Origin of the sequence: Sanguibacter sp. Z1732 (assembly GCF_051020515.1) — a bacterium.
Classification (GTDB): domain Bacteria; phylum Actinomycetota; class Actinomycetes; order Actinomycetales; family Beutenbergiaceae; genus CALKWS01.
The window spans coordinates 3255264-3280132 of the sequence record NZ_CP194857.1 but is presented as its reverse complement, the minus strand read 5'-3'; the positions used below and the strand labels follow the sequence as shown (position 1 = coordinate 3280132).

At 69.2% G+C, this 24869-nt stretch carries 17 protein-coding genes and 2 pseudogenes; 5 read left to right on the top strand and 14 right to left on the bottom strand.

Going from position 1 to position 24869, the window contains the following annotated elements; translation table 11 throughout:
- Positions 1–2: 2 nt before the first annotated feature.
- Positions 3–584 carry a DUF5998 family protein gene (locus ACRRRO_RS17100; protein ID WP_424786046.1) on the bottom strand — a complete coding sequence of 194 codons (582 nt, stop codon included), beginning with the start codon at positions 582–584 and terminating at the stop codon, positions 3–5.
- Between the two features lie 79 nt (positions 585–663).
- Positions 664–3327 (bottom strand): GNAT family N-acetyltransferase, encoded by a 2664-nt coding sequence (locus ACRRRO_RS17095; RefSeq protein ID WP_424796080.1) that lies wholly within the window; start codon positions 3325–3327, stop codon positions 664–666.
- A 72-nt stretch (positions 3328–3399) separates the two neighbouring features.
- On the opposite strand from ACRRRO_RS17095, the gene ACRRRO_RS17090 reads away from it, so the two are divergent.
- A complete protein-coding gene (locus tag ACRRRO_RS17090; protein WP_424796079.1) occupies positions 3400–5850 on the top strand; it encodes a DNA gyrase/topoisomerase IV subunit A in 2451 nt (816 codons plus the stop codon).
- A 247-nt stretch (positions 5851–6097) separates the two neighbouring features.
- On the opposite strand, the gene ACRRRO_RS17085 is transcribed toward ACRRRO_RS17090, so the two are convergent.
- Positions 6098–7132, bottom strand: a complete 1035-nt coding sequence (locus ACRRRO_RS17085; protein WP_424796078.1) for a GNAT family N-acetyltransferase — start codon at positions 7130–7132, stop codon at positions 6098–6100.
- A gap of 109 nt (positions 7133–7241) precedes the next feature.
- Positions 7242–9416 carry a DNA gyrase/topoisomerase IV subunit B gene (locus tag ACRRRO_RS17080; RefSeq protein ID WP_424796077.1) on the bottom strand — a complete coding sequence of 725 codons (2175 nt, stop codon included), beginning with the start codon at positions 9414–9416 and terminating at the stop codon, positions 7242–7244.
- Positions 9417–9538: 122 nt separating this feature from the next.
- Here ACRRRO_RS17080 and ACRRRO_RS17075 point away from each other — a divergent pair, with 122 nt between their 5' ends.
- The gene (locus tag ACRRRO_RS17075) at positions 9539–9763 is read left to right on the top strand and encodes a DUF7455 domain-containing protein (RefSeq protein WP_424786051.1); all 225 of its coding nucleotides are present in this window, start codon (positions 9539–9541) and stop codon (positions 9761–9763) included.
- A 147-nt stretch (positions 9764–9910) separates the two neighbouring features.
- Here the strand turns inward: ACRRRO_RS17075 and ACRRRO_RS17070 are convergent.
- From ACRRRO_RS17070 to ACRRRO_RS17045, 6 genes and pseudogenes are all read right to left on the bottom strand, one after another.
- Positions 9911–11301 (bottom strand): annotated as a pseudogene (locus tag ACRRRO_RS17070) (RNA polymerase sigma factor).
- A gap of 239 nt (positions 11302–11540) precedes the next feature.
- Positions 11541–14337: pseudogene (gcvP, locus tag ACRRRO_RS17065) on the bottom strand (aminomethyl-transferring glycine dehydrogenase).
- 80 nt (positions 14338–14417) lie between these two features.
- On the bottom strand, positions 14418–14789 hold the full coding sequence (gene gcvH, locus ACRRRO_RS17060; protein ID WP_424786054.1) for a glycine cleavage system protein GcvH: 372 nt from the start codon (positions 14787–14789) through the stop codon (positions 14418–14420).
- A gap of 19 nt (positions 14790–14808) precedes the next feature.
- Positions 14809–15903: a glycine cleavage system aminomethyltransferase GcvT gene (gene gcvT, locus ACRRRO_RS17055; RefSeq protein ID WP_424796074.1), complete on the bottom strand. Its 1095-nt coding sequence runs from the start codon at positions 15901–15903 to the stop codon at positions 14809–14811.
- A gap of 20 nt (positions 15904–15923) precedes the next feature.
- Positions 15924–16328, bottom strand: coding sequence for a universal stress protein (locus ACRRRO_RS17050; RefSeq protein ID WP_434080625.1), 405 nt, complete (start codon positions 16326–16328; stop codon positions 15924–15926).
- Between the two features lie 75 nt (positions 16329–16403).
- Positions 16404–17552: a DUF4192 domain-containing protein gene (locus ACRRRO_RS17045; RefSeq protein WP_434080624.1), complete on the bottom strand. Its 1149-nt coding sequence runs from the start codon at positions 17550–17552 to the stop codon at positions 16404–16406.
- Between the two features lie 226 nt (positions 17553–17778).
- On the opposite strand from ACRRRO_RS17045, the gene ACRRRO_RS17040 reads away from it, so the two are divergent.
- Positions 17779–18891 (top strand): polyprenyl synthetase family protein, encoded by a 1113-nt coding sequence (locus ACRRRO_RS17040; RefSeq protein WP_424796071.1) that lies wholly within the window; start codon positions 17779–17781, stop codon positions 18889–18891.
- Between the two features lie 83 nt (positions 18892–18974).
- Here ACRRRO_RS17040 and ACRRRO_RS17035 read toward each other — a convergent pair whose 3' ends face one another.
- The 3 genes from ACRRRO_RS17035 to ACRRRO_RS17025 all read right to left on the bottom strand — a co-directional run bounded on the left by ACRRRO_RS17035 (position 18975) and on the right by ACRRRO_RS17025 (position 20570).
- Complete coding sequence (locus tag ACRRRO_RS17035; protein WP_424796070.1) at positions 18975–19367, bottom strand: Rv2175c family DNA-binding protein; 393 nt, start codon at positions 19365–19367, stop codon at positions 18975–18977.
- 567 nt (positions 19368–19934) lie between these two features.
- A complete protein-coding gene (locus ACRRRO_RS17030) occupies positions 19935–20306 on the bottom strand; it encodes a hypothetical protein (protein WP_424796069.1) in 372 nt (123 codons plus the stop codon).
- A gap of 45 nt (positions 20307–20351) precedes the next feature.
- Complete coding sequence (locus tag ACRRRO_RS17025) at positions 20352–20570, bottom strand: hypothetical protein (RefSeq protein WP_434080623.1); 219 nt, start codon at positions 20568–20570, stop codon at positions 20352–20354.
- A gap of 7 nt (positions 20571–20577) precedes the next feature.
- Between ACRRRO_RS17025 and ACRRRO_RS17020 the strand changes: the two genes are divergently transcribed.
- Positions 20578–21456 carry a lytic transglycosylase gene (locus tag ACRRRO_RS17020; protein WP_424796068.1) on the top strand — a complete coding sequence of 293 codons (879 nt, stop codon included), beginning with the start codon at positions 20578–20580 and terminating at the stop codon, positions 21454–21456.
- A gap of 38 nt (positions 21457–21494) precedes the next feature.
- A complete protein-coding gene (pknB, locus tag ACRRRO_RS17015) occupies positions 21495–23438 on the top strand; it encodes a Stk1 family PASTA domain-containing Ser/Thr kinase (protein ID WP_424796067.1) in 1944 nt (647 codons plus the stop codon).
- Positions 23439–23481: 43 nt separating this feature from the next.
- On the opposite strand, the gene ACRRRO_RS17010 is transcribed toward pknB, so the two are convergent.
- Positions 23482–24834, bottom strand: a complete 1353-nt coding sequence (locus ACRRRO_RS17010) for a class II 3-deoxy-7-phosphoheptulonate synthase (protein WP_424796066.1) — start codon at positions 24832–24834, stop codon at positions 23482–23484.
- Positions 24835–24869: the final 35 nt, after the last annotated feature.

Genomic DNA, 24869 nt, shown 5'->3' with positions numbered 1-24869 from the left:
GATCATTGCGTGGTAGCCGCCGAGAGCGCGGCGGCGAACGCCAGCGCCGCGGCCGTGGCCTCGCGGCCCTCCGCGGCGGCACTGATCCGGACCACGAGGTCATCGGGGACTGCGGTACCGGCGTAGCCGTGGTCCGCTTCGCAGTCGGGGTCCGGGCAACTGGCGGGCTCAAGGTCCAGTCGCTGCACCGAACCCCAGTTCAGGGCGAGGGTGATCTCGCTGGCCCCTGTGCCCGGGGTGTAGGTGGCCGGGTCGGAGACGACGTGGGTCAGTGCCACCGACCGGATCGAGGACAGCGCCACCGACTCGGTGGTAGCCGCAGCCGAGTGCCCGTCGTCGGGGCTGGAGCCGGGTACGTCGTCGACGTGGGCGATGATCAGCCGGGTCGGGGTCAGCGTCAGCGCGGTCACATGACGGCGCACCTCGGAACGGTCGAACACCGTCTCGGGGTGGACCAGGTGGGCCACGATCTCCTCATCGGCAAGGGCGATTTCCAGGACCTCGGCAACCAGTGCCGGGTAGTACCCCGCACGGTCGATGTCGGACCGCAACTGCCGCAATTGCTGTGTGTGTGACTTTGGCACGCCTCTAGTGTCCCACTTGTTGCCAACCCTCGGTGTCCGTACACCTGATTCACTGCCGGCACCCGGCCGTCCGCCGTCGTCAGGCCGGCAGGAACCGCCGGGCCGCATCCCCGCGGCCGGGGTGGGCCACATCGATGCGCGCACCCAGCACCGTGATCGTGGTCTCGGTGACCAGCACCGGGTGCAACGCCACCGCGGACACCTCGGCCAGTTCCTCCTTCAGCACACTCACCCGCGCCAGCACGTCCTCCACCCCCGCCATGTTCAGCGCGGGCAGGCCGCCCCCGCCCAGCAGCCGGGCGGACGCCCCCAGCGAACGCACCATGGAGGCCACGTCCACGTTCGTCAGCGGAGGCACCCGATAGGAGACGTCGCCGAGGAGTTCACTGGCGTCCCCGGCTAGCCCGAAACTGATGATCGGGCCGTACATACGGTCCTCCACGGCCTCGATCACGGTCGCCGTCCCACCCGGGGCCATCGCCTGGATGTCCAGGGTGGTCTCGTGTCCCAGTACCGAGCGCACCCGCTGCTGAACGCTGCGGTAGGCCTCGGCGAGTTCGGTCGGGGACCCCAGGTCCAGCCGCACGCCACCCAGATCCAGCCGGTGGCGCAGCAACTCATCGGAGGTCTTCAGCGCCACTGGCCAGCCGATCTGCTCGGCTACCTCCAGTGCCTCAGCCAGGCTGCTGACGGTGTGCTGGCTCCACAACTCGATCCCGTACATGCGGAGGAGGTCGGTGGTCGCCTGCCCGGCGAGCCGTCGGGTACTTCCGGTCGGCAGAGAGGCCAGTTCGGCCTGGACGAGCGCCTTGGCCCCGGTCCGGTCGACACCCGCAGGGTCCACCCTGGCCCCCCGGTCCGCCTCGCGCCAGCGCACGTAGCCTGTCGCTTTGGCCAGTGCCGTGGTGGCGGTTCGAAGGGTAGGGAACGCCGGGACCCGCACCGGCCCGTCGGGGCCGGAAGCACGAAGGTGGACGTCCAGGCCGCGCATCCCGTCGATCACCGCAACGGTGGTGCGCCCGGACGTCGCGCTCAGACGCGCCACCTGCCCGGCCACCCCCACGCCGTCGTCGGTCAGCAGCGGCACGTACCCCACCAGGGCGGCGTCCCAGTCGTCGCGGCCGGCGAAGGCGCGTACCTGCTCGCTGTAGGCCTCAACCCCGGCGGTGGGCGAGAGGGTGTGCACTTCCCCGGTGAGCGCGGGCTCGGCGCCACGCAGCAGTTCGGTGATCATCGCGGCCTGTGCGCCCGAGTTGGTCAGCACCAGCACCCGGTCACCGGCCGGGAGCGGTTGTTCGGACAGCAACAGGGCCAGGTCCAGGGAATCATCGACGGTCTCGGCCACGAGTACCCCCGCCTGGCGCATCAGTTCATCCAGCGCCCGCCGGGGCAGCGCACTGGTGGCCACCTCGTGGCCGGGTGGGTTCAACTGGCCGGTGGTGCCCGCGATCGTGGTGACCACCGGGCCCTCCTGGGACAGTCGGCGGGCCACGCGGGAGAACTTGCGGGGGTTACCGATCGACTCCAGTCGCAGGCAGGCCACCGCGGTGGACTCATCGCCCACCCATCGCTGCATCACATCGTTACCGGATACGTCTACGCGATGCCCGGCCGAGACGAACGAGGCCACCCCCATGTCCCGGGCCGCCGCGCCGGACAGTAACGCCCGGCCGGCTGCGGCGGACTGGCAGAAGACTCCCACCGAGCCCGGCCGCGGCGGGCTGGGGTACAGACTCGCCTCGATCCGCGGCGCCGGCCCGTCCCGGTCGGCGGCGCTGGTGATCAGCCCGTAGGACCTCGGGCCAACCAAGCGCAGCCCGTGCCGGCGCGCACGACGACGCAGGATGCGTTGGGAGACGCGTTCCGAGCCGGCCTGCGCGGCGAACCCACCGGTATAGAGGACCACCCCGCGCACCCCGAGCCCGGCCAGGGGCTCCAGCAGGTCCAACACCTGCGCGGGCGGGGCCGCGAGCAGCGCCAGATCCGGTCCGGGCCGCACCTGGTCCAACGAACTCAGCGCCCCCGGCGCCCCGTCCAGGCCGACCACCTGCACCCCCGGGGCACCCTCCTGGGTCAATGATCCCAGCAGCACCCGTCCGAACGCCTGTCCCTCCTGGCCGGCACACACCAGCAACACCCCGGCCGGACGCATCAGTGCCGCCATGCTCAGGGCCTCGGAGCGCTGCTCACGCTCGGCCAGCACCGCCAGGGACTTGTCGGTCGAGGTGATGGTGAAGGAGACCGCGAGGATGCCGTCGTCCATCGTGGACTGCACGTCATACCCAGCATCTGCGAACACCCGCAGCATGCGCGCGTTCTGCGGCAGCACATCGGCAACGAACCGGCGCACCCCGAGCTCGCGCCCGGCTGCGGCCAGGTGCTCCAGCAGCACCGACCCCAGACCCTTCCCCTGGGCCGAGTCGGCGACATTGAACGCGACCTCGGCGTCACCGCCGTCCAGCCGCTCGAACCGGCCGACGGCCAGGATGGCCTCCCCGTCCACGAGCACCAGGGCCACCCGGTCGCGGTGATCGACCTGGGTGAACCGGGCCAGCATCTCCTCGCTGAGACGGGCCATCGGAGCGAAGAAGCGCAAGTACGTGGAGCGTTCGCTCTGGCTCATGTGGAAGCGTTGCAGCGCCTCGGCGTCCTCGGGGCGGATCGGTCGGATGCGCATGGTGGATCCGTCCCGCAGCACCACGTCGGCTTCCCAGTGCGCTGGGTAGTTGCCGCTGTGCGCCATCTGACGATCCTATGCGGGCACTCACGGTGTGTGGGCCGGACCGACCGGTCCAGATGGGCGACAATAGCCACCATGGCCCGTCGTTCCACCCCAGATGATGCTGCCCAGAGCACGATCCTCGACGTCGACGTCTCCACCGAGATGCGCGGTTCGTTCCTGGAGTACGCCTACTCGGTGATCTACGCACGCGCACTGCCCGACGCCCGCGACGGGCTCAAGCCGGTGCAGCGACGAATCCTGTTCCAGATGTCGCAGATGGGTCTGCGCCCGGACCGTGGGCACGTGAAGTCCGCCCGCGTGGTCGGGGACGTGATGGGCAAACTGCACCCGCACGGTGACGGTGCCATCTACGACGCCCTGGTGCGGATGTCCCAGCCGTTCTCGCTCCGGCTCCCGCTGGTGGACGGGCACGGGAACTTCGGGTCCCTCGACGATGGTCCGGCCGCCGCCCGGTACACCGAGGCCCGGCTGGCGCCGGCCGCGATGGCGATGGTGGCGGACCTGGACGCCGACGTGGTCGACTTCGTCCCGAACTACGACTCCCAACTCACCCAACCGGAGGTGCTACCCGCGGCACTGCCGAACCTGCTGGTCAACGGTGCCAGCGGGATCGCGGTCGGGATGGCCACGAACATGCCCCCGCACAATCTGGTCGAAGTCGTCGCCGCCCTGCGGCACCTGCTGGCCAACCCCGACGCCGAACTCGCCGAACTGATCCGGTTCGTGCCCGGCCCCGACCTGCCCTCGGGGGGCAAGGTCGTGGGCCTGGAGGGCATCCGGGACGCCTACGCGACCGGCCGCGGCTCCTTCAGAACCCGGGCCACGGCCCGGATCGAGAACATCACCGCCCGGCGCAAGGCCATCGTGGTGACCGAACTGCCCTATCAGGTGGGCCCAGAGCGGGTGATCGAGAAGATCAAGGACGCTGTGCAGTCCAAGAAGGTGCAGGGCATCACCGCGGTGACGGACCTGACCGACCGAGAACACGGGCTCCGCATGGTGATCGAGGTAAAGAGTTCGGTCAATCCCGAGGCGGTGCTGGCGGCGTTGTACCGGTACACCCCCCTTGAGGAATCCTTCGGGATCAACAACGTCGCGCTGGTGGAGGGCCAGCCTCGCACGCTGGGGCTGCGGGAACTGCTGCAGGTGTACCTGGCCCATCGGATCACGGTGGTGCGCCGACGCACCGACTACCACCTGAACAAGAAGTTGGAGCGGGCTCACCTGGTGGAGGGCCTGCTGGTCGCGATCGCGGACATCGATGAGGTCATCCAGGTGATCCGCACCAGTGAGGACATCCAATCCGCCCGGGACCGGCTGATGACGGTGTTCGACCTGTCCGAGGCCCAGGCGGACTACATCCTGGCGCTGCGCCTGCGCCGCCTCACCAAGTACTCCCGGCTGGAGCTGGAGGCCGAGCGCGACGAACTGGCCACCGAGATCGAGAACTTGCGGATGATCCTCGACGACGAGGCACTGTTGCACCAGGTGGTCGGTGACGAACTCGCGCAGGTGGCCGCCGAGCACGGCACGCCCCGGCGAACGGTGCTCCTGGAGTCGGCCCCCGATGCTGCCGTGGAGACCGGCGCGGTGCGTCGGTCCAAGGCCGAAGCGATCCCGCTGGAGGTACCCGACTCCCCCTGCTACGTGCTGCTCTCGGCCACCGGGTTGCTGGCCCGCACGGCCGATGACGCCGACGTGGTCCGGGCCGGTGCACGCAGTGCCCACGACGCCCTGACCGCCACGGTCCGCACCACGGCACGCGGCCTGGTCGCCGTCCTGACCAACACCGGCCGCTTGGTCCGCCTCAGCGTGGTGGAGATCCCCGCGCTGCCCCCCACCGATGGGCCGCCGAGCGCTTCGGGCGGTGTCCCGGTGGCGGAGATGGTGATGCTTGAGCGCGGTGAGCGCGTCGTCACGATCACCAGCCTGGAGGCAGCGGGCCCACCGCTGGCGCTCGGTACCCGGGACGGGGTGGTCAAGCGCGTCACGCCCGAGCAGTTGCAGCGCGATTCCTGGCCGGTGATCACCCTGAAGGGCGGCGACGAGGTGGTCGGGGGCGCCCATGCCGGCGACGACGACGACCTGGTGTTCGTCACCGACAGCGCCCAGTTGCTGCGGTTCTCCGCCGGTGCGGTCCGTCCCCAGGGACGCGCAGGTGGCGGTGTCGCCGGTGTGAAACTGCCCCAGGGTGGGCGGGTCATCCACTTTGCGGTGGTGCCCCAGGGCACGGACGCCCAGGTGGTCACCGTGGCCGGGCCGGTCGACGCACTTCCCGGGACGGTGCCGGGTAGCGCCAAGGTCACTCCGTTGGCCGCCTACCCGGCCAAGGGACGCGCGACCGGTGGGGTGCGCGCCCACCGGTTCCTGCGTGGGGAGGACGCGTTGTACCTGGCCGGGGTGGTTCCGGCGCCGGCACGGGCGGTGGGCTCCGGTGGTCAGGCGGTGGACCTGCCGGAGGTCGACGAGCGCCGGGACGGTTCCGGACGGACGGTACCCGCCCCGATCGCCGGTCTGGGCTGACCAGGCCTGGTCAGGTCGCGGCACCAGAGGGGCGTGCCCACGCCGGTGCGGTACTCTCCCGGACCAGCCGGCGCCCGATTCCGAGCACCGTTCACCCCGGCGTCGGGAACCACGAACACCACCGCGGTGCCGCCGAGTCGGGCGACCAGGTGCACCACGGTGGAGCCTGCCAGGAGCAGGCGGCCGGTGATGAGGAGACCTCGTCGCTGCCCCATCGGTGGGGTCAGACCTCCACGGCTCGGTGGGGTCAGATCTCCACGGCGTACATGGTGGAGTGGCGGAACCGTTCGAAACCGAGTTTGTCGAAGAGCCCGAAGTCGGCCGGGAGCGCCGGCACGTCCACCCCGAGGCCTGCGTACTGCATGCCGTCCGCGGCGTAGGCACGCAACGCCTGCGCCATCAGTGCCGTCCCGACACCCCTGCCGCGCCACGCCTCCCGGACCCCGAGGATGTCGATGTAACCCTCGGACCCGCCAACGGCCTCCCAGTCCTGCTCGTACCGGCCCGAGTACAGGTAGCCGGCCACCTGGGCCCGGTCGGTGGTGCGGTCCAGCACCAGGAAGCTCCAGGACGGCACGAAGTAGGTGCGGCCGTCGGTCCAGGTCTCCGGTGTGTGCGGCTCGGAGCCGTCGTGCTTGGCGAACGCGTCGTTGTGGGCCAACCGGACCTGATCGTCCAGTTCCTCCCGCCAGGGCACGAGTTCGAGATGATTGGGCAGGGGGCCCTCCGGGATGGGCTGGCTCAGATCCCGGCGCATCTCGGTGTAGTGGCGGATCGGGCGGAAGCCGCGCTCGGTGAGCATGCTGGAGGCGTCGGCCATGCCCTCCTCCACGTGCACCAGGATTCGTCCGGGCACATCCTTGCCCGAGGCAGCCAGGAGTTGACGGGCCCTGGCCATCTGCCAGTCCACCAGCGCCGATCCGATCCCAAGGCGCCGCCATTGCGGATCCACCCCGCCCTCCAGGAAGGCGCGCACCACGCGGGTGTCACCCGGGTGCACCACAACGGTGCCGTAGGCGCAGATGGTCCCCTCGTCGTCGAACCCGGCCAAGGAGTTGTTCAGCGGATCCTTCCACTCCCCGGAGAAGTTCTCCCGGGCTTCTTCCAGGGTGGTGCGGTACGGCGGGTTGTCATGCACCTCGATCCGGCGGAAGAGGCGGTGCAGGGCCGGGGCGTCCTCGACCTGCAGCGCGCGCCAGGTCAGGCCCAGTTCGGCCGACGGCATCGGCAGCAACGTGGGCGCCTGAGCCCGCTCGGGCAGTGACGTGGGGTTCTCACTCACCGCAGCCTCCTCGGGCGGACCGGGTCAACACGCAGCGGGCAGATCACATCGAGAGGGTATGCGTCCGGGGCCGTTCGAGCAAAAAACTCCCGAGCCGCTGCCGGCGGTCTCATGCATCGATCCGCTCCAGATCCAGTGCACCGGCCCCCGCCACGATGAAGTCCTTGCGCGGGGCCACGTCGTTGCCCATCAGCAGTTCGAAGACGCTCTCGGCCTCCTCGATCGCCTGCTGGTCGGCCATGGTGATCTTGCGCAGCGTTCGCTTGCCCACGTCCATCGTGGTCTCGGCGAGTTGGTCCGCGTCCATCTCCCCCAGGCCCTTGTACCGCTGGATCGGTTCGACGTAGCGTCGTCCGGTGCGCTCGAGTTTGGCCAGGTACTTGCGCAGTTCGGCCTCGGAATAGGTGTAGGTGACCTCACCCTTGCGCGAACCCTGGGCCATCGTCTGCACCCGGTGCAGCGGCGGGACCGCTGCGAACACCCGTCCGGCCTCCACCAGCGGGCGCATGTACCGGAAGAACAGGGTCAGCAACAGGGTGCGGATGTGCGCGCCGTCCACGTCGGCGTCGGTCATCAGGACCACCTTGCCGTACCGCACCTGATCGAGGTCGAAGGTACGCCCCGAACCTGCGCCGAGCACCTGAATGATCGAGGCGCACTCGGCGTTCTTCAGGATGTCGGCCGCCGAGGCCTTCTGCACGTTGAGGATCTTGCCCCGGATCGGCAAGAGCGCCTGGAAGTCAGAGTTCCGGGCGAGTTTGGCCGTGCCCAGGGCGCTATCACCCTCAACGATGAACAGTTCCGAGCGCTCCACCTCGTCGGTGCGGCAGTCGGCCAGTTTCGTGGGCAGGGTAGAGGTCTCCAGGGCGTTCTTGCGCCGGGACAACTCCTTCTGCATCCGTGCCGAGACGCGGGCACGCATCTCCCCCACGACCTTCTCCAGCACCGCGGAGGCCTGGACCTTGTCGGCCCGCTTGGTAGCGGTGAGCCGCTCGGTCAGGTTCGTCTCCACCACCTTGGCCACGATTGAGCGCACCTGGGAGGTTCCGAGCACCTCCTTGGTCTGCCCCTCGAACTGGGGTTCGGGCAGACTCACGGTGACCACGGCGGTCAACCCGGCCAGCACGTCGTCCTTCTCGATCCGGTCCTTGGAACTCTTCGCCGAGATCTTCAGCCGGCGGGCATTGGCCTCGATCTGCTTGCGGATCACCTTCACCAGGCCGTGCTCGAACCCGGCGAGGTGTGTTCCACCCTTGGGCGTGGCGATGATGTTGACGAAGGAGCGCACCTCGGTGTCGTACCCCACGCCCCACCGCAGGCCGATCTCCACCTTGCAGGTCCGCTCCACCTCGTGCGGCCGCAGGTGCCCCTTGCTGTCGAGTTGCTGGACCGTCTCGGTGAAGGTGCCTTCGCCCTGCACGTGCCAGATGTCGCTGACGGGCCCGTCAGTGGCCAGGAAGTCGACGAAGTCCAGCACCCCGCCGTCATGGCGGAACACCTCCTCCACCGTTCCCTCTGCGCCGGGGGTACCGGGCAGCCTGCGCTCGTCCCGCACGGTCAGGGTCAGTCCCGGGACCAGGAAGGAGGTCTGCCTGGCCCGCGTGATCAACTCGTCGTAGGAGAACGTGGCGCTGGCCGGGAAGATCTGCCGGTCGGCCCAGTACCGCACCCGGGTTCCGGTGCGTTTGCGCGGCACCTTGCCCACCACCGCCAGTTCGGAGGACTTCACGAACGGGGTGAACGGAGCGGCCGGGTCCAGCCGGCCGTTGTCGGCGAACACTCCTGGTTCGCCCCGGTGGAAGGACATCGCGTGGGTTCTCCCACCGCGATCGACCTGCACCTCGAGCCGCTCGGACAGCGCGTTGACCACGGAGGCGCCCACGCCGTGCAGACCACCGGAGGCGGCGTAGGAACCGTTGCCGAACTTGCCGCCGGCGTGCAACTTGGTGAAGACCACCTCCACCCCGGAGATGTTCAGGGCGGTGAGGTTGTCCACGGGGATGCCGCGGCCGTTGTCGCGGACCTCCACCGACTCATCCTGGTGCAGGATCACCTCGATGGCGTCGGCGTGACCCTCCAGGGCCTCGTCGACGCTGTTGTCGATGATCTCCCACAGGCAGTGCATCAGTCCGCGCGAGTCGGTGGAACCGATATACATGCCCGGACGCTTGCGCACCGCCTCCAGCCCTTCCAGGACGGACAGGTGCCGGGCGGTGTAACTGGAGTCAGTACGTGCCACACCCCCATCGTAGAAGGCACAGGGGCCCGTTCGCGGGAGCGCCATGCGGATCGAGGCCGGTCCTGGTGTCGGCCACGGCACACCCCGGGTGGGGAATAGCGCTACGCGGTCAGCGAACCACCCCGCCCGGATCTGACTTTGAGCCCGGCGGGTGATTACATAGCAGTGTGACTGCCTTAACCACAGAACATGCCACTGCCGAACTGACCGGCGCCGACCGTTGCGACGCCTGCGGAGCCCAGGCCTACGTCCGGGTCCACCTCGAGGCCGGCGAGCTTCTGTTCTGCGCGCACCATGGGCGCAAGTACGCCGAGCCGTTGGCCGACGTGGCCACTCACATCCAGGACGAGAGCGAGCGCCTCCTGACCGAGGATCAGAACGAGCGCGTCTGATCCTGCGAGCCGCGGTGCCGTCGTCCGCACATGCGTGACGACGGCCGGGGACACCACCGCGAGACATGACTGTGGCCGGCAGGGAAACCTGCCGGCCACAGTCATGTCTGCTGGGCAACGGATCCTCCGGAACTCCTCCGGCGAGGATCAGTCCAGGTAGTCGCGCAGCACCTGCGAACGGCTCGGGTGCCGCAGTTTCGACATGGTCTTGGACTCGATCTGGCGGATCCGCTCCCGCGTGACGCCATAGACCTTGCCGATCTCATCGAGGGTCTTCGGCTGCCCGTCGGTGAGCCCGAACCGCATCGAGACCACGCCGGCCTCCCGTTCGGACAGCGTGTCCAGCACCGCGTGCAGTTGCTCCTGCAGCAGGGTGAAACTGACCGCGTCGGCCGGGACGACGGCCTCGGAGTCCTCGATCAGGTCGCCGAACTCGCTGTCGCCGTCCTCACCCAGCGGGGTGTGCAGCGAGATGGGCTCACGCCCGTACTTCTGCACCTCCACGACCTTCTCCGGGGTCATGTCCAGCTCAGCGGCCAGCTCCTCCGGCAGCGGCTCACGGCCCAGATCCTGCAGCATCTCTGGCGCTGCACCCGGGCGAGCTTGTTGATGACCTCGACCATGTGCACCGGGATCCGGATGGTGCGGGCCTGGTCGGCCATGGCCCGGGTGATCGCCTGGCGGATCCACCAGGTGGCGTAGGTGGAGAACTTGTAACCCTTGGTGTAGTCGAACTTCTCCACCGCGCGGATCAGGCCCAGGTTCCCCTCCTGGATCAGGTCCAGGAAGAGCATGCCACGGCCGGTGTAGCGCTTGGCCAGGGAGACCACCAGGCGCAGGTTCGCCTCCAGCAGGTGGTTCTTGGCGCGCTTACCGTCATGGGCGATCCACTGCAGGTCGCGGTACATCCGCCGCTCCTCCGCCTTGGCCTTCGCCCTGTCCCAATCCGACCCGTACGGGGGGTTGGCCAACTTCTCCTCGGCGAACAGACCCGCCTCGATCCGCTTGGCCAACTCCACCTCTTGCACGGCGTTGAGCAGCGCGACCTTACCGATCTGCTTCAGGTAGTCCTTGACCGGATCGGCAGTGGCACCGGCGGTGACGACCTGCTGGGCGGGTGCGTCGTCGTCGTCGGCGTCGGAGAAGACGAACGCGACCCCCTCGGTCTCGGTCTTCTCAACGTCGTCCTTGCCCGTGACCTGCTCATCGGTCTCCCCGACCACGGTCAGGTTGGCCTCGGAACCGTTACCACCGGGCTTCTTCGCACCCGCCTTCCGGGTGCTGGTGGACTTCGCAGCGGCCTTGGTCGCCTTCTTGGCGGTACCGGCGCTCTTGGGTGCGCTCTTCGTGGCAGGCTTGGTGGTGGACTTGGCAGCGCTCTTCGCGGGTGGCTTGGTCGCGGTCTTGGTGGCCGACTTCTTCGTGGTGGCCGACTTGGCCGCAGGCTTGGTGGCCGCAGTGCCCTTCGCCCCGGTGCCGCTGGTACGACGGGAGCGAGTCGACGTCGCGGGATTGTCCTCGATCGTGGTGTCCGGCATCTCTTCGGAAATCTCCTTGTCGCGGGGTCATGTCAAGGCAACGAACAGTGCGGTCTGGGTCGGACCGGTGATGTGTTGCCCTGGGCATCGACGCCGGTGACGCTGCATGCGATCCTGTGTCGATCGGGTCCCCGCCGATGGTCAAGCGGTGGCCTGCCACTGCGGCGCGGTGTCGGTGCCTTTCCATTATAACGTCAGCGGGCGCCAGACATTCCCAATTCTTCCCGGCGAGGCCCGGTTCAGCCGTCCTGGTAGGCCTCCACCGGTGGGCAGGTGCAGACCAGATTGCGGTCCCCGTAGGCCCCGTCCACCCGGCGCACCGGCGGCCAGTACTTGTCCGCAGCCACCGCCGGTACCGGGTGCACCGCCTGCTCCCGGCTGTAGGGGCGGTCCCAGTCACCGAGAACACTGGCCGCGGTGTGCGGAGCGTGCACGAGCGGGTTGTCCTGGCGGGACCAGGTTCCCGCGGCCACCTGCTCTGCCTCGTCGTGGATGGACCGCATCGCCTCGATGAACCTGTCGATCTCGCCCAGGTCCTCCGACTCGGTCGGTTCGACCATCAGCGTCCCGGCCACCGGGAAGGACATCGTGGGGGCGTGGAAGCCGTAGTCGATCAGCCGCTTGGCCACGTCCTCCACCGAGACCCCGGTCCTGGCGGTCAGCGGACGCAGGTCCAGGATGCACTCGTGGGCGACCAGGCCGTTCTCACCGCGGTAGAGCACCGGGAAGTACGGATCGAGGCGGGCGGCGATGTAGTTCGCCGACAGCACCGCCGCCGCGGTGGCCTCGCGCAACCCGGCGCTGCCCATCAGCCGGATGTAGGCCCAACTGATCGGCAGGATCGATGGCGACCCGTACGGGGCGGCGCTGACCGCGGCGCCACTTCCGAGTTCCTCGGCCATCGGGTGCCCGGGCAGGAACGGCACCAGGTGCTCGGCCACGGCCACCGGCCCCACGCCCGGTCCCCCACCGCCGTGCGGGATGCAGAACGTCTTGTGCAGGTTCAGGTGGGATACGTCCCCACCGATGTCCCCCAGGCCGGAGTAGCCGACCAGCGCATTGAAGTTGGCGCCGTCGATGTAGACCTGGCCCCCGGCGGCATGGACCAGGTCGCACACCTCGGTGATGCCGTGTTCATACACCCCGTGGGTGGAGGGGTAGGTCACCATGAGCGCCGCGATCCTGCCCTCGTTCTCGGCCAGGACCCGGCGCAGGTCCGCGGTGTCGATGTCGCCGTTGTCGGCGCTGGCCACGATCTTCACCTGCAGGCCGGCCAGCACCGCGGAGGCGGCGTTGGTGCCGTGCGCACTGGCCGGGACCACGCAGATGGTGCGTTCGGTGTCACCGTTGGCGCGGTGATAGGACCGGATCGCCAGCAGCCCGGCCAACTCCCCCTGGGAGCCGGCATTCGGTTGCACGCTCACCGCGGCGTACCCGGTCAAGTCCGCGAGCCAGGTGTTCAGCGACTGGATCAGCTCGTGATACCCGGCCACGTCCCCGGCCGGGGCGAACGGGTGGATCCGGGCGAACTCCGGCCAACTGATCGCGGCCATCTCGGTGGCGGCGTTGAGTTTCATCGTGCACGAACCCAGCGGGATCATCCCCTGGTCCAGTGCGTAGTCCTTGTCGCACAGGCGGCGCAGGTAGCGCATCATCGCCGTCTCGGAGTGGTAGGAGGAGAACACCGGGTGCGTGCAGAACTCCCTGGTGCGGGCCAGTTCGGAATCGACGGCGAACGGTTCGCCCGTCTCGGCGTCGTCAGCGCCCGCGTCGTCCGCTGCGGCGACCACTGCCTCGACCAGATCGTCCAGGACCTCAGCGGTGGTGGTCTCGTCGCAGGCGATAGCGACTGTGTCGGCGTCCTCCCGCCAGAGGGTGATGTTTCGTTCCAGGGCGGCGGCCAGCACGGCGTCGGCACGGCCGGGCACACGGATCTGGACGGTGTCGAAGAAACTGGCATGGACGACGGCGACACCCGCCTCGCGTAGCCGGGTCGCCAGATCCGTTGCGTGGGTGTGCACCCGGGCGCCGTCCGGCGCAGCCCCTCGGGGCCGTGGTACACGGCGTACATCGCGGCCATCACCGCCAGCAGCACCTGAGCGGTGCATATGTTGGAGGTCGCCCTCTCCCGCCGGATGTGCTGTTCGCGGGTCTGCAGGGCCAACCGCAGTGCTGGTGCGCCGTCGGCGTCCTTGCTCAAGCCGACCAGTCGGCCGGGCAGCTGTCGTTGCAGTCCCTGGCGCACCGAGAGGAAACCCGCGTGCGGCCCCCCGAAGCCCATCGGCACCCCGAACCGTTGCGCGCTGCCGGCCACCATGTCCGCGCCCCAGGAGCCGGGCTCGCGCAGTTGGGTCAGGGCGAGCAGGTCCGCCACGACCGCCACCTGTGCACCGGCCTCGGCGGCCGCGTGGGTCCAGGCCTGCAGCTGGCGCAGGGCCGGAACCCGGCCGCTGGCCTGGGGGTAGGACAGCAGGATCCCGAACGCGCCGGCCAGTCCGGCCGGATCGGCGGTCACGTCGAACTCGGCCAGTCGATACCCACCGCACGGGCACGGGTGGCCAGTACCGCCTTGGTCTGGGGCAGGGTGTCGGAGTCCACCAGGAACACCGACCTGTCGGTGTCGCGCACCACCCGGCGCGCGAGCAGCATCGCCTCGGCCACCGCGGTGGCCTCATCGAGCATCGAGGCCCCGGTGATGTCCAGGCCGGTGAGGTCGGAGATCATCGTCTGGAAGTTCAGCAGGGCCTCCAGCCGGCCCTGGGAGATCTCCGGCTGGTAGGGCGTGTAGGCGGTGTACCAGCCCGGGTTCTCCAGCACGTGCCGGGTGATCACCGAGGGGGTGTGGGTGTCGAAGTATCCCCGGCCGATCATCGAGGTGCGCACCGTGTTCTTGGCCGCGATCGCGGCCAGCTCTGCCAGGACCTGGGCCTCGGTGTCCGCGAACGGCACCTCGGTGAGATCGTCGGTGCGTATCGCCGGCGGCATCGCGGCGTCGATCAACGCCTCGAGACTGTCCTGCCCGATCGCGGCCAGCATCGCGTCCCGGTCGGTCGCGGACAGGCCGATATGACGGCGCAGGAACTCCGGAGCGTGCTCAGTCAAGTCGATCCGCCCGGTCAGTCCGCGATCAGGGCGTCGTAGCCGGCGGCGTCCAGGAACTCCCCGGTCCCGGTGACGCGCACGGTGAACAGCCAGGCCTCGCCGTACGGATCGGAGTTGACCACCTCGGGGTTGTCCACCGCCTCGGAGTTGATGCTCAGGACCTCACCGGAGACCGGCGCGTAGAGCTCGGAGACGGACTTGGTGGACTCGATCTCACCACAGGACTGCCCCGCGGTGATCTCGGCGCCCACCTCGGGCAGATCCAGGTAGACCACGTCCCCGAGGGACTCGGCCGCGTAGGCGGTGACCCCGACGGTGGCCACATCCTCGTCCATGACCACCCATTCGTGTTCTGCGGTGTACTGCCTGTCGGTAGGGGTGCTCATCAGAAGTGCTCCTCGGGTTTCAAGCGGGCCGTGTGTAGAAGGGTCGTTCGGCCACGGTCATCTCCTGCAGGTTACCGCGCACGTCGACGCCGACCACCTGGCCGGACTCGTAGGCAGACGTGGTGCGGGCAAGGGCGATCGGGTGCCCCAGGGTGGGCGAGAGCACCCCGGAGGTGATCTGCCCGACCACCTCCTCACCGTCCAGGACGTCGTAACCGGTGCGGGCGGCCCGCCGACCGGTCCCGGTCAGCGCGGTCAGGAAACTGCGCGGCCCTTCGGCGGCTCGATGGGTGAGGGCGGTGCTGCCCACGAACTCCCGGTCGGTGTGGACCAGCCGGCCCAAACCGACTTCGTACGGGGTGACCTCGGTGCCCAGTTCCTGGCCGTACAGGGGCATACCGGCCTCCAGGCGCAGACTATCCCGAGCGGCGAGCCCGCAGGGTTCGAGCGTGCCCTCACCGGCCGCGGCCAAGCGCTGCCAGACCCCGACGGCGGCGTCAGCAGGCAGGCTCAACTCGAAACCGTCCTCTCCGGTGTACCCGGTGCGGGCCAGGAGCACCGGCACGTTCCCGAGGTTGGTCAGCACAGCGGAGTAGTAGCGCAACTCCTCCAGGTCCACCGGGAACTGACCGGCCAGGATCCCGGCGGCCTGCGGGCCCTGCACGGCGATCAGAGCCCGGTGGGGTGTTCGGTCCACCACCGAGGCCGCGAACCCCCGGCTGCGGTGAGTGATGCTGTCGAGTACGGTGATCCGGTTCGCTGCGTTGGCGATGACCAGGAACTCCATCTCCCCGAGCCGGTAGACGATCAGGTCGTCGAGGATGCCGCCGTCGGCATCGACCAGCATCGTGTAGCGGGCGCGCCCGTTCTTCAGCCGGGAGCAGGCCGAGACCAGCGCGTGGTCCAGCGCCTGGTCCGCTTGCGGGCCACTCACCTCGATCTGACCCATGTGGGACAGATCGAACAGGCCGGCGTGCTCCCGCACGGTGTGGTGCTCGGCCAGGTCCCCGGTATACCGCAACGGCATCGACCAGCCCGCGAAGTCGGTCATCCGAGCGCCGGCGTCGAGGTGAACCTGGTGCAGTGGGCTGGTGTGCAAGGTGCCCTCGCTCATGGGGTCCTCCCCGGAGTTGGTCACTCCTGCGGCTTGGCTGCCAGTACGTGGCAGGGCGACTCGAGCAGAATGCGTTGCGCGTTGGAGCCCAGGATCAACTTGCCCAGGGGCGAGCGGCGCCGGATGCCGATCACGATCAGTTCGGCGTCGGTATCGATCGCAGTGTGTACCAGTGCCTCGGCCACGTCCTTGCCGCGCTGCAGATGGCGAACCTCGTAACCCACACCACTGGGGTCGATGGTGCTCCGGGCTTCGTCCATCGCTTCCTCGATCGCATCCGGTTCGGCGTCCCGCCCGCCGTGTACCAGCACCAGGAGACGTTGGGAGCGCAACTTGGCTTCCTCTATCGCTGCCTCAAGGGCCGCGCGTCCCTCCGCGGTGGCGATGAAACCCACAACAACTGCCATGTTGACTCGCTCCTTCATCGGCCTCGACTGTTCCCCCGAGACTATCGCGGGAGCGGGACCGGCGTGACCGGAAGCGGCTCGGACCTCCACGGTTCAGGCAACACTGCGGGCCCGCGCCCAGCCGGGAGGTATTCCGTGATCCACCGCGCGCCGGATCAACGACGCCAGCCGATGCTGAGGGTCCTGCTCCAGACACTGGTGCAGGCACAGGTCGGCGCGCGCACCGTTGCCCTCGTACCAGGCAAGCCAGGCCAGGACCGCCCACACCTGCGCGGTACGTCCACGGGCGGCCACCGCGACCAGATGGTGCAGCACATCGGTGGCCCGTGCGGCCAGATCGCGCTCCGGAGGCTCCCCGCCCGGGCTGAACACCTGGGCCAGCAGGGCCTCGCCGTCGTCGTGCAATACCTGTAGCACGGGTGCTCCGGAGGCCACCGAGAGCAGCACCGCATCGCGCACCAGGGGTTCCTCCAGCCCCACCAGCAGCGCGCCCAGGTCCGCCCCCGTGGCACGGTCGAGGAGGGGACCGGTGCTGACCAGCGCCTGGTCCCAGCGTGCCGCCAGCGTGCTCAACCAGGCCATCCGGCTGCCCCCGGCCCGGACCTGCTTGCGACGCCACCGGGCTGCGGCTCGGACCGCGGAGGCCCGCAGCGCGGCACCGACCTCGACGTGGCGCAACAGGTCGGCCCGGCTGGGGGCATAGGTCATGCCGCCGAAGACCATCTCGGCCCCGATGCGGCTCTGCCGGATCCTTGCCAGTGGATGTCCCCCGGGTGGACAACACGGCTGGGCGTCGCACTCCAGGCAGCGGTATCGCTCCCCCGAGACCAACCAGACCCGGGAGGGGTCGGCACCGGACCCCTCGCGCAGCCACCACCGCGTGACGGTTCCCGCCGGACCAGTGGGCCATCGGTCACCGGCCTCTGCATGCGCGGGTGCCGCACCGGTATAGAGCACCATGAAGACGATCTCGGCCCCGTCTGCCCGCAGGTGTCCGAGCATGTCTCGGCGCAACCGGGCACCACCGTCCGGAGCGGGGTCGGCCAGATCCACCAGGTCCACCCTGGCCACCAGGCCCGGGCGCCATCGCACCTCCGGGTCCGGCTCGTGTGCTGCGGAGCGGACCGCGAAGAAGACTGCGGACTCCTCGGGCCAGAACCCGAGCCGGTAGGGCAGATACGCCAGCAGCTCTACGGGGTCGTCCAGGCGAAGCACGACGGGGGTGTTGTTCGCGGTATCCATAACGCCACATGTCAGCGCAGCACCTCACGATCGCGGGGGCCCCGGGCCATCCGGTGTTGACACAGGATCGTCCTGAGATGGTGCTGTGGATGCCGGGTCGGCAGCGCCGGGCCCTGTGGGGGTGCGGCGGGCCGCTCGATCCTGGTGACGGGGCAAGGCACGGCCCGAGCGCTCGGGTCGGACGCAAGCAGGCGGGCTCAGTGGCACACGTGGGTAGGGTCAGGTGGTGACCACAGCGCCCCCTTTGCCCCATGATGATCCGGCCGCGACGTTGTCCTGGCTCCGCCAGCAGGTGTCGACGGAGTTGACCTCGGCCCTGCAGCACCGGCGCAGCGGCACCGCCCACATCGGGCCGGAGACCGCCGAGGCGTTCGAGGTCGCTGAGCGACTGGCCGCCGGGGGCAAACGGCTGCGCGCGGCGTTCGCCTACCTGGGCTGGACCGGGTACACAGACACACCCGACCCGGCCCAGGTGCTGCGTGCCGGTGTGGGGTTGGAACTGTTCCACCTGGCGGCGCTGGTGCACGACGACGTCATCGACGCTTCCCACCAGCGCCGTGGCCAGCCCGCCGCGCACCGCCAGTTCGCCCGGCACCATGAACTGGCGCAGATGATCAGCGATCCCGAGGACTTCGGTACCGCCGCAGCGATCCTGCTCGGCGATCTGCTCGTGGCGATGGCGGGCGGCGAGCTGAGCGCGGCCGCCGCGCCGCTGCCGGCCCAGGCGGGCGCGCGCGTGCGCGATCTCGTCACCGAGATGATGTCGGAGGTGACGATGGGCCAGTACCTGGACATCTACGCCCAGTCCGCGGCGTGGTCGACGGATCCGGAACAGGATCTGGAGCGGGCGCACCGAGTGGTGCGATCGAAGTCGGCGCGGTACAGCGTGGAGCACCCGATGCTGCTGGGAGCGGCCATCGCCGGAGCGGGCCCGGAGGACTTGTCCACCACCAGCGCCATCGGCCTACCGATCGGCGAGGCCTTCCAGATGCGCGACGACCTGCTCGGGGTGTTCGGGGACCCGGAGGTGACCGGCAAACCGAGCAGCGATGACCTCCGCGAGGGTAAACGCACCGTCCTGATCACCACGGCGCTGACCCTGGCCGAACCGGATCAGGCGGACCGGATCCGGCGATCCCTGGGCGGGCCCATCAGTGAGGATGACATCACCGACATCCGCCGGATCCTGACCTCCTGCGGTGCGGTCGACGCGGTGGAGAGCCTGATCGCCGCCCGCGCGGAGCAAGCACTGACCGCGATCCAGCAGTCAGGTTGGCCCTCTGCCGCCCGCGACCTCGCCCAGCACTTGGCCGAAGCGGCAATCACCCGCAGCACCTAGGGATCCGGGGCCGCCGGTTCGCAGACCCGCAGCCACCGACCGGTCAGCGGAACGGGTCCTCAGCCAGCCGTGGTGAGCGACTGCTACCAGGCCAGCACCTGCGCGGCACGGCGCACCGAGTGAACTGCCCCGGTCCGGAGCACGCTTATCGGCGCAGTGCCCAGTTGCTCGTTCCGGGTGTGCAGCCATGCCAACGCCTCTTCGCTGTTCATGCCGGCGTCGGCGAGTTGGATCAGGGTGCCGCGCAACCCGGGCACCGGCTGAGGCCCCTCACCATCGGCTGCCTCGGTGAAGAACGTGGACGGGACCGTCCACACCGCTCCGGGGAGGCGGCGTACCGCCAGCAGTCGCTGCTCGGTGAGCATGCCGCGCACCTCGCGCAACTGCACCCCGAGCAATTCGGCCACATCGGGCAGCGGTAACCACTGCACCTCGACGTCGGTTCCGGACCGTCCGTTCTCTTCCACTGCTGCCACGTGGCCAAGGTTAACGTGCGCAGCCCGGCACCCGGGGCGCGCCCGTGCGAGCAAGCCGAGATGCCCCTACTTGTGGGAAACGTTCACATCACGCTACTGTCACAGTGTTCACATCTATCACAGTGCTCACAGTATGAACTTGTGACACACCGATCACGGGAGAAACCGAGGAATGAGCCCCAGGACTACCCCGAACCGGGCCGCCCGCCGGCTGAATCTGACGACCGTCGGCGCGCTCGGAGCGGCCACCGCAGTCGGCCTGGCCGGCGTGCCGGGCCCGGCCCAGGCGCAGGCAGCGGCCTCCGCCGACCCACTGGCGGCGCTGCGCGCTCCTGGGCACCTCAGCGCGCAGGCACAGTCCGGTCTGGCCGCGAGCCGGTCGGGATCGGCCCTCGGAGTGGCGCCCGCCCCGCAACGCAACAGCGACACCCTCTACACCGTGCGTTCGGGCGACACCGTCGGTCACATCGCCGCGCGCTACCGAACCTCGGTCTCGGCGATCGTGTCGGAGAACAACCTGAATTCGAGGGCCTTCATCCGCGTGGGCCAGGTGTTGCGGATCCCTGGTCAGTCCGGTTCGGGCAGTTCAGGGAACTCGAACTCGTCGTCGTCGTCGAACGGTTCGTCCTCGAGCAGCTCGTCCTCGTCCGCGGGTACCACGCACACGGTGCGTGCCGGGGATACGGTCTGGGCACTGGCGAATCGCCACGGCACCAGCGTGAGCAGGATCATCTCTGCGAACAACCTGAACTCCAACGGCCTGATCCGCATCGGCCAGCGCCTGACCATCCCCGGGTCCTCCTCGAGCGGTTCGTCCGGATCCTCCTCCGGCGGTTCCTCCTCAGGTGGATCCTCCTCAGGTGGATCCTCCTCCGGCTCGACCGGGTCCTCCGCAGGAGGTTCCTCGTCGAGTTCCTCGGGCTCCTCCTCATCCCGCACGCACACCGTGCGCGCGGGTGAGACCGTCAGCCACCTGGCCGCCCGCTACGGCACCAGCATCAGCTCGATCGTCTCGGCCAACAGCCTGGGCTCCAACGCCCTGATCCGCATCGGCCAGCGCCTGACCATCCCCGGGTCCTCCTCGAGCGGTTCGTCCGGATCCTCCTCCGGCGGTTCCTCCTCAGGTGGATCCTCCTCCGGCTCGACCGGGTCCTCCGCAGGAGGTTCCTCGTCGAGTTCCTCGGGCTCCTCCTCGTCCCGCACGCACACCGTGCGCGCGGGTGAGACCGTCAGCCACCTGGCCGCCCGCTACGGCACCAGCATCAGCTCGATCGTCTCGGCCAACAGCCTGGGCTCCAACGCCCTGATCCGCATCGGCCAGCGCCTGACCATCCCCGGGTCCTCCTCGAGCGGTTCGTCCGGATCCTCCTCCGGCGGTTCCTCCTCAGGTGGATCCTCCTCCGGCTCGACCGGGTCCTCCTCGGGTTCCGGCAACGCCACAGCCACGACCTACACGGTCAAGTCCGGGGACACCCTGACCAGCATCGGCCGTCAGTTCAACATCTCCATCGGTCGCCTCGTCTCGGCCAACAACCTGACCGGCTCCATGATCCGGGTGGGCCAGCGACTCACCATCCCGGCGCCGACGTCGTCCGGAGACGACCTCATCCCGAACACCTTCCTGCACTACACCTACTCCGATGACGTGGTCGCGGCAGCGAACGAGAACAAGCGCTCGCTGCTGGCCATGAACGTGCCGAGCCGAAACGAGATGGAGCAGATCGTGCGCCAGACCGCCCGGGACATGGGCGTGGACCCGGCCCTGGCGCTGGCCATCGCCCACCAGGAGTCCGGCTTCGACGCCCGCGCGGTCTCCCCCGCCAACGCGGTGGGCACGATGCAGGTGATCCCCTCCTCGGGGCTGTGGGCCAACGACCTGGTCGGACGCAACCTGAACCTACTGGACCCCCGCGACAACGTGGTGGCCGGTGTGGCCATCCTGCGCGCGTTGCAGCGCACCAGCGATGATCTGCCCACGGCCATCGCCTCCTACTATCAGGGGCAGGGCTCGGTGCGGAACAACGGGATGTACTCCGACACCCGCCGGTATGTGGCCAGTGTGCAGACTTTGATGACACGCTTCGGCTGATTCCCGCGGCACAGCGCGCCCGCGCTTAGACTCCGGCCATGGCCACCACCCTGACCGACCCGATGCTCGGGCGCATGGTCGACGGCCGGTACGAGGTGACCTCCCGCATCGCTCGCGGCGGGATGGCCACCGTGTACCTGGCTCTCGACCGGCGCCTGGACCGGCAGGTCGCGATCAAGGTGATGCACCCCCACCTGGCCGAGGGCCACGACGTCGCCGCCCGGTTCCGACGGGAGGCCCGCGCGGCGGCCCGGCTCACCCACCCCGGTGTCGTGGGTGTGTATGACCAGGGCAGTGAGGGTGAGACCAGTTACCTGACCATGGAGTACGTGCGCGGACAGAATCTGCGCAAGGTGTTGCGGGCCGAGGGTGCCCTCGCTGTGGGCGACGCACTCGACGTCGTCGGCGATGTCCTGGACGCCCTGGCCGCGGCCCACCGCGCCGACCTGGTCCACCGCGACATCAAACCTGAGAACGTTCTCGTGGCTGACGACGGGCGGATCAAGGTCGCCGACTTCGGGCTCGCTCGAGCGGTCACCGAGGCCACCGCGGCCACCACCGGCACGCTGCTGGGCACGGTGGCCTACCTGGCCCCGGAGATCGTCACCTCCGGGATGGCCGACGCCCGGGCCGACGTCTACGCCGCCGGGGTGCTGCTGTACGAGTTACTCACCGGTTCCCCGCCCTTCTCCGGCGAGACCCCCATCCAGATTGCCTACCAACACGTCAACGAGGACCTGCCCGGTGTCCGCGAACGGGTACCGGGCATCCCTGTGCAGGTCGAGGAGCTCATCGGTGCGCTGAGCGCCCGGGACGTCCAGGAGCGCCTCCCCCACGCCGGCGCCGCGGTGGCGATGCTGCGCCACGTGCGCGCCGGGCTGAGCCCGGAGGAACTGACGATCAGGGCCGACGTACCCGGCGCGGAGCCGGGACCGTGGCCGGACAGCGATGACGCCGCAACGTCCGATCACGGCGCCACCGCTGCAACACGCTCGGTGCGCCCGACCAATCACTCGGGAACTATCTCGCTGCCGATCGGTGCGGTGACGGCCGCCCAGCCCCGAAGTGAGGTGGACCGGCCCCGTCGACGCCGCAGACGACGGCGGGTGACCGCGGTGGTGATCACGCTGCTGCTACTGCTCGGGGCCGGAGCCGCGGGGTGGTGGTACCTCATGCTCGGCCCGGGGTCCTATACGCCGGTGCCCGATGTGGTGGGTCAGGAACAGGCCCGGGCGCTGAGCCAGATCGAGACCGCGGATCTTCGCCCGGTGAGTGCCACGGCCCATCACGACGATGTCGCCGAGGGCCACGTGATCAGCGTGGACCCCGAGGCGGGTGCCGAGTTGGCGCGGCAGAGCACCGTCACGGTCACGGTTTCCCTCGGCGTCCGCACGGTCACGATGCCCGACGTGGCCGGAATGAGCCAGGAGGAAGCAGTCGCCGCGATCACCGACGCGGGCTTCAGCACCGAGACGCAGGTGAGCACCGACTACTCCGCCGATGTGGATCAAGGCGAAGTGATGGAGGCCTCCCCCGAACCCTTGGCCCAGGTGGAACACCACACCCCTGTCACCCTGACCGTCTCCAACGGGCGCGAACCGATCACCGTGCACTCGGTGGTCGGTGCGGCCGAGGACGAGGCGATCGCCGAACTCGAGGCCGCCGGTGCGGTGGCGGAGGTGGGCGAGCGGGTGCACTCCGACGAGGTCTCCGAGGGCCTGGTGATCTCCCAGGACACCCAGGGGGATGCCCTGCGGGGGGACACCGTGGCACTGGTGGTCTCGCTCGGCCCGGAACTGTTCGAGGTGCCCGATGTGGTCGGGACCAGTTACCGCGATGCGGCGCAGACCCTGACCGAGGCTGGTTTCGAGGTGGCCCGCGACGACGTGTTGGGTGGGTACTTCAACACCGTCCGGGCTCAGGATGTCGAGCCCGGGTCGATGGTGCCGCGCGGAACCGTGATCAGCCTCACCGTGGTCTGATCCTCCCCTGCCGCACGGTCCACGACCGCCGCGCCGAGCGTGCTCAGGAGACGCGCAGCATGTCCGCGACCAGGAACGCCATCTCCAGGGACTGCTGGTGGTTCAGCCGCGGGTCCACCAGGGTCTGGTAGCGCCTGCCCAGGGAGTGGTCGTCAATGTGTTCGGCGCCGCCGAGCACCTCGGTCACGTCGTCGCCGGTCAATTCCACGTGCAGGCCACCGGGAACGGTGCCCAGCTCGCGGTGCACGTCGAAGAAGCCGCGCACCTCCTCGATCACATCGCTGAAGCGACGGGTCTTGTATCCGTTGGAGGAGGTGAACCCGTTGCCGTGCATCGGGTCGCACACCCACGTCACCGGGCGACCGTCCGCCCGGACCGCCTCGATCAGGTCCGGAAGCAACTCGCGCACCTTCGGCGCACCCATCCGGGTGATGAAGGTCAGCCGGCCAGCTTCGCCGTCCGGGTTGAGCGAATCCATCAGATCGATCGCGTCCTGGCCGGTGGCCGTCGGTCCAAGCTTGACGCCGATGGGGTTGCGCACCCGGGAGAAGAAGTCCACGTGCGCGCCGTCCAGCTCCCGGGTGCGCTCCCCGATCCACAGGAAGTGGGCCGAGCAGTCGTAGGCGTCACCGGTGCGTGAGTCCACGCGGGTCAGTGGCCGTTCGTAGTCCAGCAGCAGGCCCTCGTGGCTGGAGAAGAACTCGACCGTACGCAGACCATCGAAATCGGCACCGGCGGCATGCATGAAGCGGATCGCCCGGTCGATCTCGGCAGCGAACGCCTCGTACTGGGCGTAAGCGGGATTGCGCAGGAAGCCCCGGTTCCACTCGTGCACCAGGCGCAGGTCGGCGAAACCCCCGGAGGTGAAGGCCCGGATCAGATTCAATGTGGAGGCCGAGTTCCGGTAGGCCTCGAGCAGCCGCCGGGGATCCGGGGTGCGTGAGGAGGGGGAGAACTCGAACCCGTTGATGATGTCACCGCGGTAGGCGGGCAGGCTCACCCCATCACGGGTCTCGGTGCCCGAACTGCGCGGCTTGGCGTACTGCCCGGCCATCCGGCCCATCTTGATGATGGGCATCGAGGCACCGTAAGTGAGCACCACCGCCATCTGCAGGATCGTCTTGATCTTGTCCCGGATGTTGTCCGCGGACAACTCGGAGAAAGTCTCGGCGCAGTCGCCCCCCTGGAGCAGGAACGCCTCACCGCGGGAGGCAGCCGCCAGCCGCTCCCGCAGGGTGTCAGCCTCACCGGCGAAGACCAGCGGTGGCTGGGCGGCCAGGTCGGCGGTGACGTCGGCAAGCGCGTCGGCGTCGGGCCACTCCGGTTGCTGCTTGACGGGCAGCCGGCGCCACGCGTCCAGGCCTTCGGGGGCGAGGGGTTCAGACAGAGTGCTCACCCGCTCAGGATACGCCCGGTCACCGCCGCCGGGCT

Bases quoted from the DNA above. Each gene is read 5' to 3' on its own strand.
- ACRRRO_RS17045 (WP_434080624.1), bottom strand. From the start codon at position 17,552: ATGGATACCGCGAACAACACCCCCGTCGTGCTTCGCCTGGACGACCCC.
- pknB (WP_424796067.1), top strand. From the start codon at position 21,495: ATGGCCACCACCCTGACCGACCCGATGCTCGGGCGCATGGTCGACGGC.
- ACRRRO_RS17095 (WP_424796080.1), bottom strand. From the start codon at position 3,327: ATGGCGCACAGCGGCAACTACCCAGCGCACTGGGAAGCCGACGTGGTG.
- ACRRRO_RS17090 (WP_424796079.1), top strand. From the start codon at position 3,400: ATGGCCCGTCGTTCCACCCCAGATGATGCTGCCCAGAGCACGATCCTC.
- ACRRRO_RS17080 (WP_424796077.1), bottom strand. From the start codon at position 9,416: ATGGCGCTCCCGCGAACGGGCCCCTGTGCCTTCTACGATGGGGGTGTG.
- ACRRRO_RS17050 (WP_434080625.1), bottom strand. From the start codon at position 16,328: ATGAAGGAGCGAGTCAACATGGCAGTTGTTGTGGGTTTCATCGCCACC.
- gcvH (WP_424786054.1), bottom strand. From the start codon at position 14,789: ATGAGCACCCCTACCGACAGGCAGTACACCGCAGAACACGAATGGGTG.
- gcvT (WP_424796074.1), bottom strand. From the start codon at position 15,903: ATGAGCGAGGGCACCTTGCACACCAGCCCACTGCACCAGGTTCACCTC.